Source organism: Lutibacter citreus, from assembly GCF_003260195.1.
In the GTDB taxonomy this organism is placed as follows: domain Bacteria; phylum Bacteroidota; class Bacteroidia; order Flavobacteriales; family Flavobacteriaceae; genus Lutibacter; species Lutibacter citreus.
Window position 1 is genome coordinate 213,522 of sequence record NZ_QEIH01000004.1, and the last position, 16,967, is coordinate 230,488.

Annotated in this window: 28 protein-coding genes; all 28 read right to left on the reverse strand. The window is 31.7% G+C overall.

Features of this window, described 5'->3' with window-relative positions; translation table 11 throughout:
* Positions 1–28 precede the first annotated feature (28 nt).
* The gene (ctlX, locus tag DAD81_RS09970; protein ID WP_111708118.1) at positions 29–961 is read right to left on the reverse strand and encodes a citrulline utilization hydrolase CtlX; all 933 of its coding nucleotides are present in this window, start codon (positions 959–961) and stop codon (positions 29–31) included.
* Positions 962–963: 2 nt separating this feature from the next.
* A complete protein-coding gene (locus DAD81_RS09975) occupies positions 964–1,878 on the reverse strand; it encodes a dimethylarginine dimethylaminohydrolase family protein (protein WP_111708119.1) in 915 nt (304 codons plus the stop codon).
* 81 nt (positions 1,879–1,959) lie between these two features.
* The gene (locus tag DAD81_RS09980; RefSeq protein WP_111708120.1) at positions 1,960–3,246 is read right to left on the reverse strand and encodes a citrate synthase; all 1,287 of its coding nucleotides are present in this window, start codon (positions 3,244–3,246) and stop codon (positions 1,960–1,962) included.
* 177 nt (positions 3,247–3,423) lie between these two features.
* Positions 3,424–4,716 carry a phosphopyruvate hydratase gene (gene eno, locus DAD81_RS09985; protein WP_111708121.1) on the reverse strand — a complete coding sequence of 431 codons (1,293 nt, stop codon included), beginning with the start codon at positions 4,714–4,716 and terminating at the stop codon, positions 3,424–3,426.
* Between the two features lie 163 nt (positions 4,717–4,879).
* Complete coding sequence (gene carA, locus DAD81_RS09990) at positions 4,880–5,986, reverse strand: glutamine-hydrolyzing carbamoyl-phosphate synthase small subunit (protein WP_111708122.1); 1,107 nt, start codon at positions 5,984–5,986, stop codon at positions 4,880–4,882.
* Between the two features lie 104 nt (positions 5,987–6,090).
* Entirely contained in the window at positions 6,091–6,561 is a 471-nt protein-coding gene (gene rplQ, locus DAD81_RS09995; protein WP_111708123.1) for a 50S ribosomal protein L17, read from the reverse strand.
* A gap of 40 nt (positions 6,562–6,601) precedes the next feature.
* A complete protein-coding gene (locus tag DAD81_RS10000) occupies positions 6,602–7,594 on the reverse strand; it encodes a DNA-directed RNA polymerase subunit alpha (protein ID WP_111708124.1) in 993 nt (330 codons plus the stop codon).
* Between the two features lie 22 nt (positions 7,595–7,616).
* Positions 7,617–8,222: a 30S ribosomal protein S4 gene (rpsD, locus tag DAD81_RS10005; RefSeq protein WP_111708125.1), complete on the reverse strand. Its 606-nt coding sequence runs from the start codon at positions 8,220–8,222 to the stop codon at positions 7,617–7,619.
* A 79-nt stretch (positions 8,223–8,301) separates the two neighbouring features.
* On the reverse strand, positions 8,302–8,685 hold the full coding sequence (rpsK, locus tag DAD81_RS10010) for a 30S ribosomal protein S11 (protein ID WP_111708126.1): 384 nt from the start codon (positions 8,683–8,685) through the stop codon (positions 8,302–8,304).
* Between the two features lie 11 nt (positions 8,686–8,696).
* Complete coding sequence (gene rpsM / locus DAD81_RS10015; RefSeq protein ID WP_111708127.1) at positions 8,697–9,071, reverse strand: 30S ribosomal protein S13; 375 nt, start codon at positions 9,069–9,071, stop codon at positions 8,697–8,699.
* 2 nt (positions 9,072–9,073) lie between these two features.
* The gene (gene ykgO / locus DAD81_RS10020; protein WP_081932050.1) at positions 9,074–9,190 is read right to left on the reverse strand and encodes a type B 50S ribosomal protein L36; all 117 of its coding nucleotides are present in this window, start codon (positions 9,188–9,190) and stop codon (positions 9,074–9,076) included.
* 11 nt (positions 9,191–9,201) lie between these two features.
* On the reverse strand, positions 9,202–9,417 hold the full coding sequence (infA, locus tag DAD81_RS10025; protein ID WP_068206835.1) for a translation initiation factor IF-1: 216 nt from the start codon (positions 9,415–9,417) through the stop codon (positions 9,202–9,204).
* Positions 9,417–10,751: a preprotein translocase subunit SecY gene (secY, locus tag DAD81_RS10030; RefSeq protein WP_111708128.1), complete on the reverse strand. Its 1,335-nt coding sequence runs from the start codon at positions 10,749–10,751 to the stop codon at positions 9,417–9,419. Before secY ends, infA begins: the two co-directional genes overlap by 1 nt.
* A gap of 12 nt (positions 10,752–10,763) precedes the next feature.
* Positions 10,764–11,216, reverse strand: a complete 453-nt coding sequence (gene rplO, locus DAD81_RS10035; RefSeq protein WP_111708129.1) for a 50S ribosomal protein L15 — start codon at positions 11,214–11,216, stop codon at positions 10,764–10,766.
* A gap of 14 nt (positions 11,217–11,230) precedes the next feature.
* Entirely contained in the window at positions 11,231–11,413 is a 183-nt protein-coding gene (gene rpmD / locus DAD81_RS10040; RefSeq protein ID WP_111708130.1) for a 50S ribosomal protein L30, read from the reverse strand.
* A gap of 10 nt (positions 11,414–11,423) precedes the next feature.
* Positions 11,424–11,948, reverse strand: a complete 525-nt coding sequence (gene rpsE / locus DAD81_RS10045) for a 30S ribosomal protein S5 (protein WP_111708131.1) — start codon at positions 11,946–11,948, stop codon at positions 11,424–11,426.
* 6 nt (positions 11,949–11,954) lie between these two features.
* A complete protein-coding gene (gene rplR, locus DAD81_RS10050) occupies positions 11,955–12,308 on the reverse strand; it encodes a 50S ribosomal protein L18 (protein ID WP_111708132.1) in 354 nt (117 codons plus the stop codon).
* Between the two features lie 14 nt (positions 12,309–12,322).
* Positions 12,323–12,868: a 50S ribosomal protein L6 gene (gene rplF, locus DAD81_RS10055; RefSeq protein WP_111708133.1), complete on the reverse strand. Its 546-nt coding sequence runs from the start codon at positions 12,866–12,868 to the stop codon at positions 12,323–12,325.
* A gap of 17 nt (positions 12,869–12,885) precedes the next feature.
* Positions 12,886–13,284 (reverse strand): 30S ribosomal protein S8, encoded by a 399-nt coding sequence (gene rpsH, locus DAD81_RS10060; protein ID WP_111708134.1) that lies wholly within the window; start codon positions 13,282–13,284, stop codon positions 12,886–12,888.
* Positions 13,285–13,352: 68 nt separating this feature from the next.
* The gene (rpsN, locus tag DAD81_RS10065; protein ID WP_111708135.1) at positions 13,353–13,622 is read right to left on the reverse strand and encodes a 30S ribosomal protein S14; all 270 of its coding nucleotides are present in this window, start codon (positions 13,620–13,622) and stop codon (positions 13,353–13,355) included.
* A gap of 3 nt (positions 13,623–13,625) precedes the next feature.
* Positions 13,626–14,177 carry a 50S ribosomal protein L5 gene (rplE, locus tag DAD81_RS10070; protein WP_111708136.1) on the reverse strand — a complete coding sequence of 184 codons (552 nt, stop codon included), beginning with the start codon at positions 14,175–14,177 and terminating at the stop codon, positions 13,626–13,628.
* A 2-nt stretch (positions 14,178–14,179) separates the two neighbouring features.
* Positions 14,180–14,485 carry a 50S ribosomal protein L24 gene (gene rplX / locus DAD81_RS10075; protein ID WP_111708137.1) on the reverse strand — a complete coding sequence of 102 codons (306 nt, stop codon included), beginning with the start codon at positions 14,483–14,485 and terminating at the stop codon, positions 14,180–14,182.
* 15 nt (positions 14,486–14,500) lie between these two features.
* Positions 14,501–14,872, reverse strand: coding sequence for a 50S ribosomal protein L14 (gene rplN, locus DAD81_RS10080; RefSeq protein ID WP_111708138.1), 372 nt, complete (start codon positions 14,870–14,872; stop codon positions 14,501–14,503).
* A gap of 1 nt (position 14,873) precedes the next feature.
* A complete protein-coding gene (rpsQ, locus tag DAD81_RS10085) occupies positions 14,874–15,131 on the reverse strand; it encodes a 30S ribosomal protein S17 (protein WP_111708139.1) in 258 nt (85 codons plus the stop codon).
* Positions 15,132–15,151: 20 nt separating this feature from the next.
* Positions 15,152–15,343, reverse strand: coding sequence for a 50S ribosomal protein L29 (gene rpmC / locus DAD81_RS10090; RefSeq protein ID WP_111708140.1), 192 nt, complete (start codon positions 15,341–15,343; stop codon positions 15,152–15,154).
* Between the two features lie 15 nt (positions 15,344–15,358).
* Entirely contained in the window at positions 15,359–15,787 is a 429-nt protein-coding gene (rplP, locus tag DAD81_RS10095; RefSeq protein ID WP_111708141.1) for a 50S ribosomal protein L16, read from the reverse strand.
* 25 nt (positions 15,788–15,812) lie between these two features.
* A complete protein-coding gene (gene rpsC / locus DAD81_RS10100; RefSeq protein ID WP_111708142.1) occupies positions 15,813–16,544 on the reverse strand; it encodes a 30S ribosomal protein S3 in 732 nt (243 codons plus the stop codon).
* A 12-nt stretch (positions 16,545–16,556) separates the two neighbouring features.
* A complete protein-coding gene (gene rplV, locus DAD81_RS10105) occupies positions 16,557–16,961 on the reverse strand; it encodes a 50S ribosomal protein L22 (RefSeq protein WP_111708143.1) in 405 nt (134 codons plus the stop codon).
* Positions 16,962–16,967 lie beyond the last annotated feature (6 nt).

A 16,967-nucleotide genomic window follows, 5' to 3' on the forward strand; every position in this document is an offset into this window, starting at 1 on the left:
TATAAAAATACTAATTCTTTAACAATTATTACTTCTTTGGAAGAAAAACTTCTGCCATCATGCAACGTGCACTTCCCCCGCCACAGGCTTCTATAGTATCTAAAGAGCTATATACTATTTTACAATGTTTTTCTAACTTTGAAATTTGATCTTTTCTTAAACTTTCATAGGCAGATTTTGACATAACTAAAAAAGCTTCTCCATCTTTTCCTGCTACCTGTATCATATTACCGGCAAAACAATTTACTTGTTTTTCTGTAATTGCTATTACCTCTTTCCTATCTTCCTTTAAATGCTTTAATACATTTTTTCTTTCTTTCTTATCATCAATACTGTCCAAACAAATTACTGCAAAAGTTTCTGCAATAGCCATCATTACGTTTGTATGATAAATAGGTAAACGCTCATCATTTACAGTTTGATATGAAATAAATGGCACTGGCGTATATTCAAAATCTTCACAAAACTCAATTAATAAATCTTCATCTGCTCTAGGAGATAAAGAACAGTAAGCCTTTCCATTTATTCTATCTAAAATTAAACTACCCGTTCCTTCTAAAAACAATTCTTCCTCTTCTGCTGAAGTATAATCAATAAAATTTTTAATTTCATATCCTTTTTCTTCTAGAATATTAAAAATATCATCTCTTCTCTCTAACCTTCTATTCTCAGCAAACATAGGATATATTCCAATTGTACCATCTTCATGAAAACTCATCCAATTATTAGGAAAAATTGAATCTGGCGTGTCTTTATCTTTGTTATCACTTACAACAACAACATTCACTCCTACTTCTCTTAGTTTTTCTACAAAAGTATCAAACTCCTGCAATGCCCTAAATTGAACTGTTTCAGGGGTTACATCTAAGTTTTTTTGATAATAGTTATTTACCGCAGTTTGTTCATTCATTCTGAAAGAAACAGGGCGAACCATTAAAATGGTATTTGTAATTTGCTTCATCTTTAATCTCTAATTAATGGCATTGTTGAACATCTTAATAAGCCTTCTTGTTTTCCAATTTCAGCATATGGAACTTTTTCAACAACAAATCCTTTTGCTGCTAACCAATTATTTAATCTTGTAAAATTCTTTTCTGAGACCACTACCTTTTCAGAAATTGAAAAAACATTTGAAAACATTTGATACATTTCATCTTTTGAAATATGAAAAAGGTTTTCCTCTCCAAATAGATTAACTAAATACTGATAATCTTCAATATTTTTAAATCCATCTTTATGAATAATTGCCATGTTTTTACCCACGGGTTGAAAACAACAATCCAAATGAAGTGAATTATCTCGTGCAATTGTGTTTGATTTATTTAAATCAAATTCCTTAACTATTCTATTAGGAAATAAATTTTTAATAAAATTTACTCCTTTCATATTTGTTCTTGCTGTTATCATATTCTTATAATCATCACCCTTATATGTCCCTATAAAAATATAATTTCCCCAAGGCATAATATCTCCTCCTTCAAAATGTACATCATCTGATGTCGAAATTATTTTTTCAGGGTCAATCTGATCTAAAACGTATTGTATTGCTTCAATTTCTTTTTCTCTATTTGGTAAGATGTTAGATTTAATTAAAATGTCATCTAACACAAAAGCAATATCTCTAGCAAATATTTGATTATAATCTGCAATTACTTTTGGCCTATAAACCTTTACATCATATTTTTTAAATATCTTATTTAAAGATTCCATTTCAGCAATCATATCAATTTCTTTAGGATATGTTCCTGCTTTTATATGTTCAATAGACTTTGGGTCATATGCTTCTTCTATTTTTGGAATTGGGCCAATACTATTAGCAATACCCAGAACAACAGCTCTTAGTCTAGAAGTTTCATTTTGAACATTTAATTTTATCATCCTCTTATTTTTTTGCGTAAAAATAGAAAAACCTCATAAATTAATATGAGGTTTTAATAATCAACTTGTATACTATTTTATCTACCTTTTGTTTTCTTCAATAAATTTACGTTCTGTTGCACCAACATATAATTGTCTTGGTCTACCAATAGGTTCTTTATTCAATCTCATTTCTCTCCATTGTGCAATCCAACCTGGTAATCTACCTAATGCAAACATTACAGTAAACATAGGTACCGGAATTCCAAGTGCTCTATAAATAATTCCTGAATAAAAATCTACATTTGGATATAAATTTCTAGATTTAAAGTATTCATCATTTAAAGCAACTTCAGCCAATCCTCTTGCAATATCCAAAACTGGATCTTCAATTCCTAAATCTGCAAGTACTTCATCCGCAGCACTTTTTATTATTTTAGCTCTTGGATCGAAATTTTTATAAACTCTATGACCAAATCCCATTAAACGGAATGGATCATTTTTATCTTTTGCTTTTTCAATATATTTTTGATAACCACCACCATCTGCTTTAATTTCTTCAAGCATTTCAATAACTGCTTGATTTGCTCCACCATGCAATGGTCCCCATAATGCAGAAATTCCTGCAGAAATAGATGCAAATAAACCAGCCTGAGATGAACCTGCAATTCTTACTGTAGAAGTAGAACAGTTTTGTTCGTGATCTGCATGTAAGATTAATAATTTATCTAAAGCTTTAACAACTACAGGATGTGATACGTATTTTTCATTTGGTAAGTCGAACATCATTTTTAATAAATTCTCAACATATCCTAATGAATTATCCCCATATTCTAAAGGTAAACCTTCTTCTTTTCTATAAGCCCAAGCAGCCAAAACAGGTAATTTTGCTAAAATTTTCACAATAGCATTATACATTTCCTCTTCAGAATCTACATTTACACTTTTTGGATTAAAAGCAGTTAATGCACTAGTTAAAGCAGAAACTACTCCCATTGGATGAGCAGTCTTAGGAAATCCATCTAAAATCTTTTGAACATCAGTGTCTACTAATGATTTTTTTTGAATATCTCTATGAAATTTATCATTTTGTTCCTTAGTTGGTAATTCACCAAAAATTAGTAAATATGCCACTTCTAAGAAGTCAGATTTTTCAGCTAATTCTTCAATAGCATAACCTCTATAACGTAAAATTCCTTTTTCACCATCTAAAAAGGTTACAGCACTTTTACAAGAACTTGTATTTTTAAAACCTGGATCAATTGTAGTAACACCACCTGTTACACTTCTTAGTGTGCTAATATCAATGGCTACTTCATTTTCGGTCCCTAATAATACAGGAAATTCATACTTTTTCCCATCTATTTCTAATATTGCTGTTTTCGACATAGTTAATTCTGAAAATTTTTAGGTTAATTGTTTACTTTTTTAGCTTAAGCGAATTTAATGAATTTTAACATATCATAAAAAAAAAAGCGCCTTTCATTTGCTAATTTTAAATATATTATTATAAATGCAAAAAAGCCGAGTTAAAACTCGGCTTTTTCGAAAAAAATATACTTTTTTTTATAAAACTTTAAAAGCTTTTTCTTGTGGATAGTAAGCAACGCTTCCTAATTCCTCTTCAATTCTTAATAATTGGTTATATTTCGCCATTCTATCAGAACGAGAAGCAGAACCAGTTTTAATTTGACCACAATTTAATGCAACAGCTAAATCAGCAATTGTATTATCTTCTGTTTCACCAGAACGGTGAGACATTATAGAAGTATAACCAGCATTGTGTGCCATATTTACAGCTGCAATAGTTTCAGTTAAAGAACCAATTTGGTTAACTTTAATTAAAATTGAATTTGCAATTCCTTCTTTAATTCCTCTTTCTAAACGTTCAACGTTAGTAACAAATAAATCATCACCAACTAATTGTACTCTATCACCAATTAACTCAGTAAGATATTTAGTTCCTTCCCAGTCATTTTCATCCATTCCATCTTCAATTGAGATAATTGGATATTTACTAGATAAATCAGCTAAATATTCTGCTTGTTCTTTTGAATTACGAATTGTTCCTTTGTCTCCTTCAAATTTAGTATAGTCATACTTACCATCTTCAAAGAATTCAGCAGAAGCACAATCTAAAGCAATTTTCACATCAGTACCAAAACCATAACCTGCATTCTCAACTGCAACTTTTATTGAATCTAAAGCTTCTTCAGTTCCACCAGCCAAATTAGGAGCAAATCCTCCTTCATCACCTACAGCAGTACTTAAACCTTTATCGTGTAATACTTTTTTTAAGTTATGGAAAATCTCAGTTCCCATTTTAATAGCTTCAGTAAAGTTTTTAGCTTTAATAGGCATTATCATAAACTCTTGGAATGCGATAGGAGCATCAGAGTGAGATCCACCATTAATGATATTCATCATTGGTACTGGTAAAGTGTTTCCACTTACTCCACCAACGTAACGGTATAATGGCATTTCTAATTCATTAGCAGCAGCTTTTGCAGCAGCTAAAGAAACTCCTAGAATAGCATTAGCACCTAATTTAGATTTGTTTTTAGTACCATCTAATTCAATCATTGTTTGATCAATTAAATTTTGTTCAAAAACAGACATACCAATTAATTCCTCAGCAATTATGTCATTAACATTTTTTACAGCTGTTAATACACCTCTTCCCATGTAATCTTTACCACCATCACGTAACTCTACAGCTTCGTGTTCTCCAGTTGAAGCTCCAGATGGAACTGCAGCTCTACCTAAAACACCATTTTCAGTAATTACATCAACTTCTACAGTTGGATTTCCTCTTGAATCGAATATTTGACGTGCGTGAACACCTAAAATCATACTCATCTTTCTATTATTTTATTAAGTTATTATTCTTCTAATTTTTCTATTCCAAAGTTACGAAATATAAGACAAAAAGCTATTTTATTTCACTCCTTTTATACGATAACGTTTTCGTTTTTGGTTAAAAAAAAAGCCACTAACTTGTTTATTTAGTGGCTTTTATAATTTATTTTTTTGACAGCTTAATATTTTCAATAAATTGATCAAATAAATAAGCAGAATCGTGTGGTCCTGGGCTAGCTTCTGGATGATATTGTACCGAAAAACAATTCTTATCTTTCATTCTCATTCCTGCTAATGTATCATCATTTAGATGAATATGCGTTACTTCAAGATCACTATGATTTTCAACTTCATCACGTTTTACAACAAATCCATGGTTTTGAGATGTAACTTCACCCTTTCCTGAAATTAAATTTTTAACAGGGTGATTAATTCCTCTATGCCCATTATGCATTTTATATGTAGAAATTCCATTTGCTATTGCAATAATTTGATGCCCTAAACAAATTCCAAATAATGGATGATCTCTTTTTATAATTTCTTTTGCAAGTTCTTGTGCTTCTTTTAATGGATTTGGATCTCCTGGTCCATTAGATAAAAAGAATCCATCTGGATTAAATGAATTTAACTCTTCATAAGAAGAATTGTATGGAAATACTTTAATATAGCATCCCCTTTTAGCTAAATTTCTTAATATGTTTCTTTTAATTCCTATATCTAATGCTGAAATTTTATAAGGAGCAGTTTCTTCTCCAAAGAAGTAAGGCTCCTTTGTTGAAACTTTTGATGCCAATTCTAAACCATCCATTGCTGGTACAGCTTTTAACTGGTCTTTTAATTCTTCTATATTTGTATTTGTAGAAATAATAGCATTCATGGCTCCTTTATCTCTAATATAACTTACTACTGCTCTAGTATCAATATCAGAAATAGCCATAACATTTTCCTTTTCAAAATAATCTTCAAGTGAACCTTGAGCATCATCTCTAGAATAATTAAAGCTAAAATTTTTACAAACCAAACCAGCTATTTTAACTGAGTCTGACTCTACCTCATTTTCATTAACACCATAATTACCAATATGAGCATTGGTTGTTAGCATAATTTGTCCGAAATATGAAGGATCAGTAAAAACTTCTTGATATCCTGTCATTCCAGTATTATAACAGATCTCTCCGTATGCTGTTCCGTCTCTTCCTATAGATTTCCCTTCGAAAACTGTTCCATCAGCTAATAATAAAATAGCCTTTTTACGTTGTGTGTACTTCATTAGTTGTAGATTCCAATATTAATTTTATTTTCGGTTCAAATATAAAAAAAAGGATAAACTATAAATAGCTTATCCTTTTAATATTATTAATGATTTATTATCATTTAATTATCTTCCTTTGTTTCTTCAACAGAATCAACAGATTGTGCTTCAACAGCTTTAGACTTTCCTCTACGAGTAGATTTCTTTTTCTTTTTGCTATTAGGGTTGTAAGTTGTATTATAATCAACTAATTCAACCATTGCCATTGGTGCATTATCACCTTGACGGTTACCTAATTTAATAATACGTACATAACCTCCTGGTCTATCAGCAACTTTAACAGAAACTTCTTTAAACAATTCAGTTACCGCAAATTTATTTCTTAAATAACTAAATACAACTCTACGGTTATGAGTAGTATCGTCTTTTGATTTTGTAATTAAAGGTTCTACAAATTGTCTAATAGCTTTCGCTTTAGCAACTGTAGTATTAATACGTTTGTGCTCAATTAAAGAACAAGCCATATTAGCAAACATTGCTTTTCTATGCGCTGTTTGTCTTCCTAAGTGATTAAATTTCTTTCCGTGTCTCATCTCTCTTATATCTTATCTTAATTAAAACCTAAGTTTTAAACTAATCTTTGTCTAATTTATATTTACTTAAGTCCATTCCAAAGCTTAAACCTTTATTATGAACCAGTTCATCTAATTCAGTTAAAGATTTTTTACCGAAATTACGGAATTTCATTAAATCATTTTTATTAAAAGATACTAAATCTCCTAATGTATCAACTTCAGCTGCTTTTAAACAGTTTAGTGCTCTTACAGATAAATCCATATCCACTAATTTAGTCTTCAATAACTGACGCATATGTAATGATTCCTCATCATATGTTTCCGTTTGAGCTATTTCATCAGCTTCTAACGTAATGCGCTCATCAGAGAACAACATAAAGTGGTGTATTAATATCTTAGCTGCTTCTGTTAATGCATCTTTTGGATTTATAGAACCATCAGTTGTTATGTCAAATACTAATTTTTCATAATCTGTTTTTTGTTCTACACGAAAATTCTCTATTCCATATTTTACATTTTTAATAGGAGTAAAAATAGAATCTGTAAATATTGTTCCAAGAGCAACACCCGATTTTTTATTCTCATCAGCAGGTACAAACCCACGACCTTTTTCTATTGAAATTTCAAAATCTAATGAAACAGATTTTTCCATATTACAAATTACTAAATCGTGATTTAATACTTGAAAACCTGAAATATATTTCTGTAAATCACCAGCAGTTAATTGCTCTTGATTTGTTATAGAAACATTTACAGTTTCTCTATCAGTATCTTCAATCTGCTTTTTAAAACGAACTTGTTTTAAGTTTAAAATAATTTCAGTAACATCCTCTACAACACCTTTAATTGTTGAAAATTCATGTTCAATACCTTCAATACGAAGTGAAGTTATTGCAAAACCTTCCAAAGAAGATAAAAGCACTCTTCTTAAAGCATTACCTACAGTTAAACCAAATCCTGGTTCTAAAGGTCTGAATTCAAATCTACCTTCAAAATCTGTAGAATTGATCATTATTACTTTATCGGGCTTTTGAAAATTTAAAATTGCCATAATTGAATTGGTATCTTTAAAATTATTTAGAGTATAACTCTACTATTAATTGTTCCTTAATGTTTTCTGGAATTTGAATTCTTTCTGGAACACTTACAAAATTCCCTTGTTTTGTATCAGAATTCCAAGTAAGCCATTCATAAACATCATTTCTATTAGCTAAAGCATCATCTATAGTTACTAAAGATTTTGATTTTTCTCTCACAGCAACAACATCACCAGCTTTAAGAGAATATGATGGTACGTTAACTAATTCTCCATTCACAGTTATGTGACGGTGAGAAACTAATTGACGTGCTCCACTACGGCTAGGTGCAATACCTAATCTATAAACAACGTTATCTAAACGAGATTCACATAATTGTAGTAAAATTTCACCAGTTACTCCAGTAGAAGCAGACGCTTTCTTAAATAAGTTAGAAAATTGTTTTTCTAAAATACCATAAGTATATTTAGCTTTTTGTTTTTCAGCTAACTGGATTGCGTATTCAGATTTTTTCCCTCTACGTCTATTGTTTCCATGTTGCCCTGGAGGATAATTTCTTTTTTCGAAAGATTTATCTTCTCCAAAAATTGCTTCACCAAATTTACGAGCAATTTTAGTTTTTGGTCCTGTATATCTTGCCATCTTTTTTTATTTATGATAGGGATTATGAATTAAGGCTTATCCTTCGATAATCTAATTCCCATCGGTTAAAAATTATTAATTATACTCTTCTTCTTTTTGGAGGTCTACATCCATTATGTGGAGCTGGAGTAACGTCGATTATTTCTGTAACTTCAATTCCTAAATTGTGAATTGATCTAATTGCAGATTCTCTACCATTACCTGGTCCTTTTACATAAACCTTCACTTTTCTCATCCCAGCTTCATGTGCAACTTTTCCACAATCTTCTGCAGCTAATTGAGCAGCATAAGGAGTATTCTTTTTAGAACCTCTAAATCCCATTTTCCCAGCTGAAGACCAAGAAATTACATCACCTCTCTTATTGGTAAGTGATATAATAATATTGTTAAATGAAGCCGTGATGTGTGCTTCACCAACTGCCTCAACAATAACTTTACGTTTTTTTGAACTTACTTTCGCCATATTCTTAGTTATTATTTAGTTGCTTTTTTCTTGTTAGCTACAGTTTTACGTTTACCTTTTCTAGTCCTAGAATTATTCTTAGTTCTTTGACCTCTTAAAGGTAATCCACTTCTGTGACGAATTCCACGATAACATCCAATATCCATTAAACGTTTAATGTTTATCTGAATTTCTGAACGCAACTCTCCTTCAATCGTTAGAGAACCAACAGCCTCACGAATCTCGTGAATCTCCTCATCCGTCCAATCTTGAACTTTTGTACTTTCGTCAACTTTTGCAGTAGCTAAAATTTCTTTTGCTCTGCTTCTACCGATCCCAAAAATATACGTTAAGGCAATAACACCTCTTTTATTTTTTGGAATATCAATACCTGCTATTCTTGCCATAACTATCCTTGTCTTTGTTTAAATCTAGGATTCTTTTTATTGATTACATATAATCTGCCTTTTCTACGCACAATCTTGCACTCGGCACTTCTCTTTTTTACTGATGTTCTAACTTTCATCGTATGATCCTTTAATATCTGTAAGTAATTCTTGCTTTTGTTAAATCATACGGACTCATTTCTAACTTTACTTTATCTCCAGGTAATAATTTAATATAATGCATTCGCATTTTTCCTGAAATATGAGCTGTTACAATATGTCCGTTTTCCAACTCTACACGAAACATTGCATTAGACAATGCTTCCGTAATTGTTCCGTCTTGTTGTATTGCTGGTTGTTTTGCCATTATGCTACTGATTTTCTTTTAGTTCCTTTTTTCATTAAACCATCATAATGACGATTTAATAAATGAGAGTTAATCTGCTGAATAGTGTCGATTGCAACACCAACCATAATTAGCAAAGATGTACCTCCATAAAATAATGCCCAAGATTGAGTTAATCCTAATTTAACAACAAATGCAGGTAAAATAGCCACTAATGCTAAAAATAATGAACCTGGAAAAGTTATTAAAGATAAAACTCTATCTAACATATCTCCCGTATCTTTTCCTGGTCTAATTCCAGGAATAAATCCACCACTTCTTTTTAAATCATCAGCCATTTTATTTGTAGGTATAGTTATCGCCGTGTAAAAGTAACTAAAAATAATTATTAAAACAGCAAACAATAAATTATACCAAAAACCAAACATATTTCCAAATTCAATTCCTATTGATTTAATCGTATCATTATTAGACCTTGCTAATAAACCTGGTGCAAACATAATTGCTTGAGCAAATATAATTGGCATAACCCCAGAAGAATTCAATTTTAATGGTAAGTAATCTCTTGCTCCAGCAACATTTTTAATATTACCAGCAACAGTTTTTCTAGCATATTGAACAGCTATTTTTCTAACCGCCGTAACTAAATAAACACAAACTAAAATTACTAAAAACCATATTATTAGTTCAATCAAAATCATAATCAAACCACCATTTGATGCCGTAATTTTTGAAACAGCTTCTTGAATAAATGCTCCAGGAAATCTAGCAATAATACCAATCATTATTAATAATGATATACCATTACCTATTCCTTTATCAGTTATTTTTTCTCCAAGCCACATTGCAAAAACAGTTCCAGCAGTTAAAATAACCATTGAACTTATCCAAAACATACTACCACTTATATAAAAAGCAGAAGAAGGAATTAATTGATAAATATTAGTAATATAAGCTGGTCCTTGAACCATAGTAATAGCAATAGTTAACCAACGCGTAATTTGATTGATCTTTTTTCTACCACTTTCACCATCTTTTTGTAATTTTTGTAAATATGGAACTGCAATACCCATTAATTGAACAACAATAGAAGCTGATATATAAGGCATAATACCCAACGCTACAACTGACGCTCTTGCAAAAGCACCTCCTGTAAACATGTCAAGTAATCCTAATATTCCACCACCACTTGTTTGACTTTTAAGAGCTGCTTGAGCAGCAGTAATATCAATTCCTGGAAGTGGAACTTGAGCTGCAAATCGATAAATAGCCATAAATCCAAGAGTCAAAAGAATTTTATTTCTAAGTTCTTCTATTGTCCAAATGTCTTTAATGGTTTGAATAAATTTTTTCATCTATATATCAATTTATATCGTTTCAGCAGTACCACCAGTAGCTTCAATCGCTGCTTTCGCTGTTGCTGTAAATTTATGAACAGTTATATTTAATTTTGCTTTTAATTCACCATTACCTAGTATTTTAACTAAGTCATTCTTACCCGCCAATCTATTCTCAATTAAAAGATCTAAAGTTACTGTATCTTTAATTCTTCCATTATCAACCAATTCTTGAAGTTTATGTAAGTTAATACCTACATATTCTTTACGGTTCATATTAGTAAAACCAAATTTAGGTACACGTCTTTGCAAAGGCATTTGCCCTCCTTCAAATCCAACTTTTCTTGAATATCCAGAACGAGACTTAGCTCCTTTGTGACCTCTAGTAGCTGTACCACCTTTTCCTGATCCTTGTCCTCGACCTATACGCTTACCTTGCGTTTTAACTGATCCTTTAGCAGGTTTTAAGTTATTTAATGTCATCTCTTTATAAAATGTTATTTAACTTCTTCAACAGAAATTAAGTGTTTAACTGTATTTACCATTCCAAGGATAGTTGGTGTAGCTTCATGCTCAACAACTTGATCAATCTTACGTAAACCTAGAGCTTCCAAAGTTCTTTTTTGGTTCTGAGGACGTCTAATTTTACTTTTTACTTGTGTTACTCTTATTTTTGCCATCGTCCTTGTTTTATCCTTTAAATACTTTTTCCAAAGAAATTCCTCTTTCTTTAGCAATCATACCAGCACTACGTAATTGTAATAAAGCATCAAAAGTTGCTTTAACTACGTTATGAGGATTTGAAGATCCTTGTGATTTTGAAAGTACATCATGCACACCTACAGAATCAAGTACCGCACGTACTGCACCACCTGCTATAACTCCTGTACCATGTGAAGCTGGTTTCAAAAACACTCTTGCTCCTCCAAATTTACCTTTTTGTTCGTGAGGTAATGTTTGATTAATAATTGGAATTCTTACTAAATTTTTCTTTGCATCTTCAATTGCTTTTGCAATTGCAGATGCAACATCTTTAGATTTACCTAATCCGTGTCCTACTACTCCACTTCCATCTCCAACTACAACTATAGCTGAAAATCCAAATGCTCTACCACCCTTTGTTACTTTAGTAACTCTTTGTACACCAACTAAATGATCTTGAAGTTCTAACCCGCTAGGTTTTACTCTTTCTACGTTATTGTATTTATGATACATAATTTCCTAAAATTTTAAACCTGCTTCTCTTGCAGCGTCTGCTAGAGCCTTTACTCTACCGTGATACAAAAATCCATTTCTATCAAATGCAACAGCGTCAATACCTACTTTAGTAGCTTTTTCTGCAATATTCTTTCCAACTGCTTTAGCAACTTCTAATTTCGAACCTGTAGCTTCAATTCCTTTATCTCTTGATGAAACTGATACTAAAGTTGTACCCGCGTTGTCATCTACTAATTGAGCATAAATCTCTTTATTACTTCTAAAAACTGACAATCTTGGTGTAGTTGCCGTTCCAAAAACAATTTTTCTAATTCTGTGCTTAATTCTTTGTCTTCTCTCAAGCTTTGATAATGCCATAATACTATATATTATTATGCAGATTTACCTGCTTTTCTTCTTAATTCTTCTCCTACAAATTTAACTCCTTTTCCTTTGTATGGTTCTGGCTTACGCATAGAACGAATCTTAGCGGCAACAGCTCCTACAAGTTGTTTATCAAATGAAGTTAATTTTACGATAGGGTTTTTACCCTTTTCTGATACTGTTTCAACTTTTACTTCAGGAGCAATATCTAAAACAATGTTGTGAGAATACCCTAAAGACAAATCTAACACTTGTCCTTGGTTACTAGCTCTATATCCAACACCTACTAATTCTAGTTGTTTACTCCATCCTTTTGAAACACCTTCAATCATATTATTTAATAAAGCTCTATATAAACCATGTTTTGCTTTATGGTCTTTACTATCAGAAGGGCGACTAACAATAATCGATCCTTCTTCAACTTTAACAGTAATATCATCTTTAATTTCTTGAGATAACTCTCCCAATTTACCTTTAATAGTAACTACATTATCTTTAATATCAAATGTAATTCCTTCTGGTAACGTAATCGGATTATTTCCTATTCTTGACATCTTTGCTTAGTTCTTTATTAATATACGTAACATAAAACTTCTCCTCCAACATGCTCTACACGAGCTTGCTTATTAGTCATTACACCCTTAGATGTAGAAACTATAGCAATTCCTAACCCGTTCAATACACGTGGCATATCATTTGCACCTACATATTTACGTAATCCTGGAGTACTAATACGTTGTAATTTCTTTATAACAGAAGCTTTTGTAGCTCTATCATATTTTAAGGCAATTTTAATAGTTCCTTGAAAACCTTCAACTTCAAACTTATAACTTAAAATATAACCTTGATCAAATAAAATCTTTGTTATTTCTTTAGTAATTTTTGAAGCCGGAATTTCAACGACTCTGTGATTTGCCATAATTGCATTTCTAACTCTTGTTAGATAATCTGCGATTGGATCTGTAATCATATTTATTAATTTGCGGTATCGGTTTTCACTACTTCGTGCAATGAACCTAAAACCAATTATTTAAAATTTTACCAACTAGCTTTTTTAACTCCTGGTATTAATCCTTGATTTGCCATTTCACGAAATGTAACACGTGATATACCAAATTGTCTCATATACCCTTTAGGTCTTCCAGTTAGTTTACAACGATTGTGCACACGAATAGGTGATGCATTTTTCGGTAACTTTTGTAATGCTTCGTAATCACCAGCTTCTTTTAAAGCTTTGCGTTTTTCAGCATACTTAGCAACTGTTTTTTTTCTCTTAACCTCACGGGCTTTCATTGATTCCTTAGCCATTCCTTAGTTTTTTTTGAAAGGTAAACCTAATTCAGTTAATAATGATTTTGCTTCTTTATCTGTAGGTGCAGAAGTTACAAAAGTAATATCCATACCTCCAATTTTATTTACTTTATCAATATCAATTTCCGGGAAAATGATTTGTTCAGTAATTCCTAAATTGTAGTTTCCTCTACCATCAAAACCATTTGCTTTGATTCCGTTGAAATCTCTTACACGAGGTAAAGATGCAGTAACTAATCTATCTAAAAATTCGTACATTTTAACACCTCTTAAGGTTACTTTTGCACCAATTGCAACACCTTTACGTAATTTAAAGGCTGCAACATCTTTTTTAGATACAGTTGACACAGCTTTTTGACCAGAAATTGTAGTCAATTCTTCTAGTGCATAGTCAATCAATTTCTTATCTGCTACAGCTGCACCAACTCCCTTACTAATTACAATTTTTTGTAATTGAGGAACTTGCATAATGCTTTTGTAACTAAATTCTTTCATAAGAGCATCAATAACTCTACTCTTATACTCTTCTTTAAGTCTTGGTATATAAGCCATAATTAAATTGCTTTATCAGATTTTTTAGAGAACCTAACTTTTTTGTCACCTTCTACTCTATATCCTACTTTTGTTGCAACGTTACCTTCAAGTAACATTAAGTTTGATATATTTATAGAAGCTTCCTTTTTCACAATACCTCCTTGTGGATTCTGTGCGCTAGGTTTTGAATGTTTAGATATCATATTAACACCTTCAACAATCGCTCTGTTTTTACTTGGAAAAATTGTAACAACTTTTCCTTCTTCTCCTTTATGGTCTCCTGCCATTACTCTAACAGTATCTCCTGATTTTATCTTTAATTTCATCTTTTAAATAATTTATTAAAGCACTTCAGGTGCTAATGATACAATTTTCATAAATTGTTTTTCACGAAGTTCTCTAGCAACCGGTCCAAAAACACGAGTTCCTTTCATTTCTCCAGAAGTACTATCTAACAATACACAAGCATTATCATCAAAACGGATATAAGATCCATCTTTTCTTCTGATTTCTTTTTTCGTTCTAACAACTACTGCTTTCGCAACTTGTCCTTTTTTTACGGATCCATTTGGAGTAGCATCTTTAATACTAACTACAATTTTATCACCGATAGACGCATAACGTTTTTTAGTTCCTCCTAAAACACGAATTACTAAAACCTCTTTAGCTCCAGTATTATCTGCTACTCTAATTCTTGATTCTGTCTGTAACATATTATTTAGCTCTTTCTAGGATTTCTACTAATCTCCAACGTTTTGATTTACTCATTGGACGTGTTTCCATTATTCTAACAGTATCTCCAATATTGCAATCATTTTGCTCATCGTGTGCAACATATTTCTTTGTGCTTAACACGAATTTTCCGTACATAGGGTGTTTTACTTTTTTTACTTCAGCAACAACAATAGATTTCTCCATTTTATTACTTGAAACAACACCTATTCTCTCTTTTCTAAGATTTCTTTTTTCCATCTTTATAATACTGAATACAATTATTGTAATTCTCTTTTAGTTAATTCTGTAGCTATACGCGCCACAGTTCTTCTAAGCGTTCTCAATTGTAATGGAGTTTCCAATGGTGAAATTGAGTGAGCCATTTTAAGATCAGTATAACTTTTCTTTGAACTTCCAAGTCTTTCTTGTAACTCTTCAGTTGATAATTCTATAATTTCTGATTGTTTCATTTTCTTAATCGGTTATTAAGCGTTATCAAAATCTCTAGCTACAACAAACTTTGTTTTCACAGGTAATTTTTGAGCTGCTAAACGTAAAGCTTCTTTAGCTACGTGAGCAGGCACACCACCAACTTCAAACATAATTCTTCCAGGTTTAATAACGGCTACAAAATATTCCGGTGCACCTTTACCTTTACCCATACGTACTTCTAATGGTTTTTTAGTAATTGGCTTGTCCGGAAAAACTTTTATCCATAATTGCCCCTCTCTCTTCATATGACGTGTTGCTGCAATACGAGCTGCTTCAATTTGACGAGATGTTAGTAAATCCTGTTCCAAAGATTTGATACCAAACATTCCATTAGAAAGTTGGTGTCCTCTTTGAGAATTTCCCTTCATATTACCTTTCGCCTTCTGTACTTTACGATATTTAACTCTCTTTGGCTGTAACATTTTTAATTTCTAAATTTTTAAAAATTTATTTTCTTCTACGTGGTGTTTGTGGTCTTTTAGAGTTTCTTCCTCTATCATTACCGCCCTTTCCTTGTTTTTTAGAAAGACCAACTAATGGAGATAATTCTCTTTTACCATAAACTTCACCTTTCATAATCCATACTTTAACACCTAAGCGTCCGTATGTAGTATGAGCCTCAACAAGTGCATAATCAATATCAGCTCTGAAAGTAGAAAGAGGAATTCTACCATCTTTATAGTGCTCAGAACGTGCCATTTCAGCTCCGTTTAAACGACCTGAAATTTGTACTTTAATACCTTCAGCGTTCATACGCATCGTAGCAGCGATTGCCATTTTAATTGCTCTTCTGTAAGAGATTCTACTCTCAATTTGACGAGCAATACTAGCAGCTACTAAACGTGCATCTAATTCTGGACGCTTAATTTCGAAAATATTAATCTGAACTTCTTTACCTGTAATTTTTTTAAGCTCTTCTTTTAACTTGTCTACCTCTTGTCCACCTTTCCCAATAATAATACCAGGTCTAGCAGTAGTGATAGTAACGGTTACAAGTTTAAGCGTACGCTCAATAATTACTGTTGAAACACTTGCTTTTGATAATCTGGCATGAACATACCTTCTTATCTTATCATCTTCAGCTAATTTATCACCGTAGTTTCTTCCTCCATACCAGTTAGAATCCCATCCTCTGATAATTCCTAAACGATTTCCTATTGGATTTGTTTTTTGTCCCATCTCTACTTATGATTAATTGCTAACATTTTTACTTCCTAAGACTAAAGTCACATGATTAGAACGTTTTCTAATTCTGTGTGCACGACCTTGTGGTGCTGGTCTTAATCTTTTTAACATTCCAGCGCTATCTACAAAAATTTCTTTTACAAATAAACCTGCATCTTCAATGCTTGCATCTTCGTTTTTTGCTTGCCAGTTTGCAATTGCACTTAACAATAATTTTTCTAGATTAATAGATGCTTCTTTAGCATTGAATTTTAAGATTTGAAGTGCTTTTTCAACCTCAACTCCTCTAACCAAATCAGCAACTATTCGCATTTTTCTTGGTGACGTAGGACAACCTGTAAGCTTAGCGAAAGCAATTTGCTTTTTCTCTTCTTTGATCTGTTGTGCTCTTAATTTTTTTCGAACTCCCATGATTAC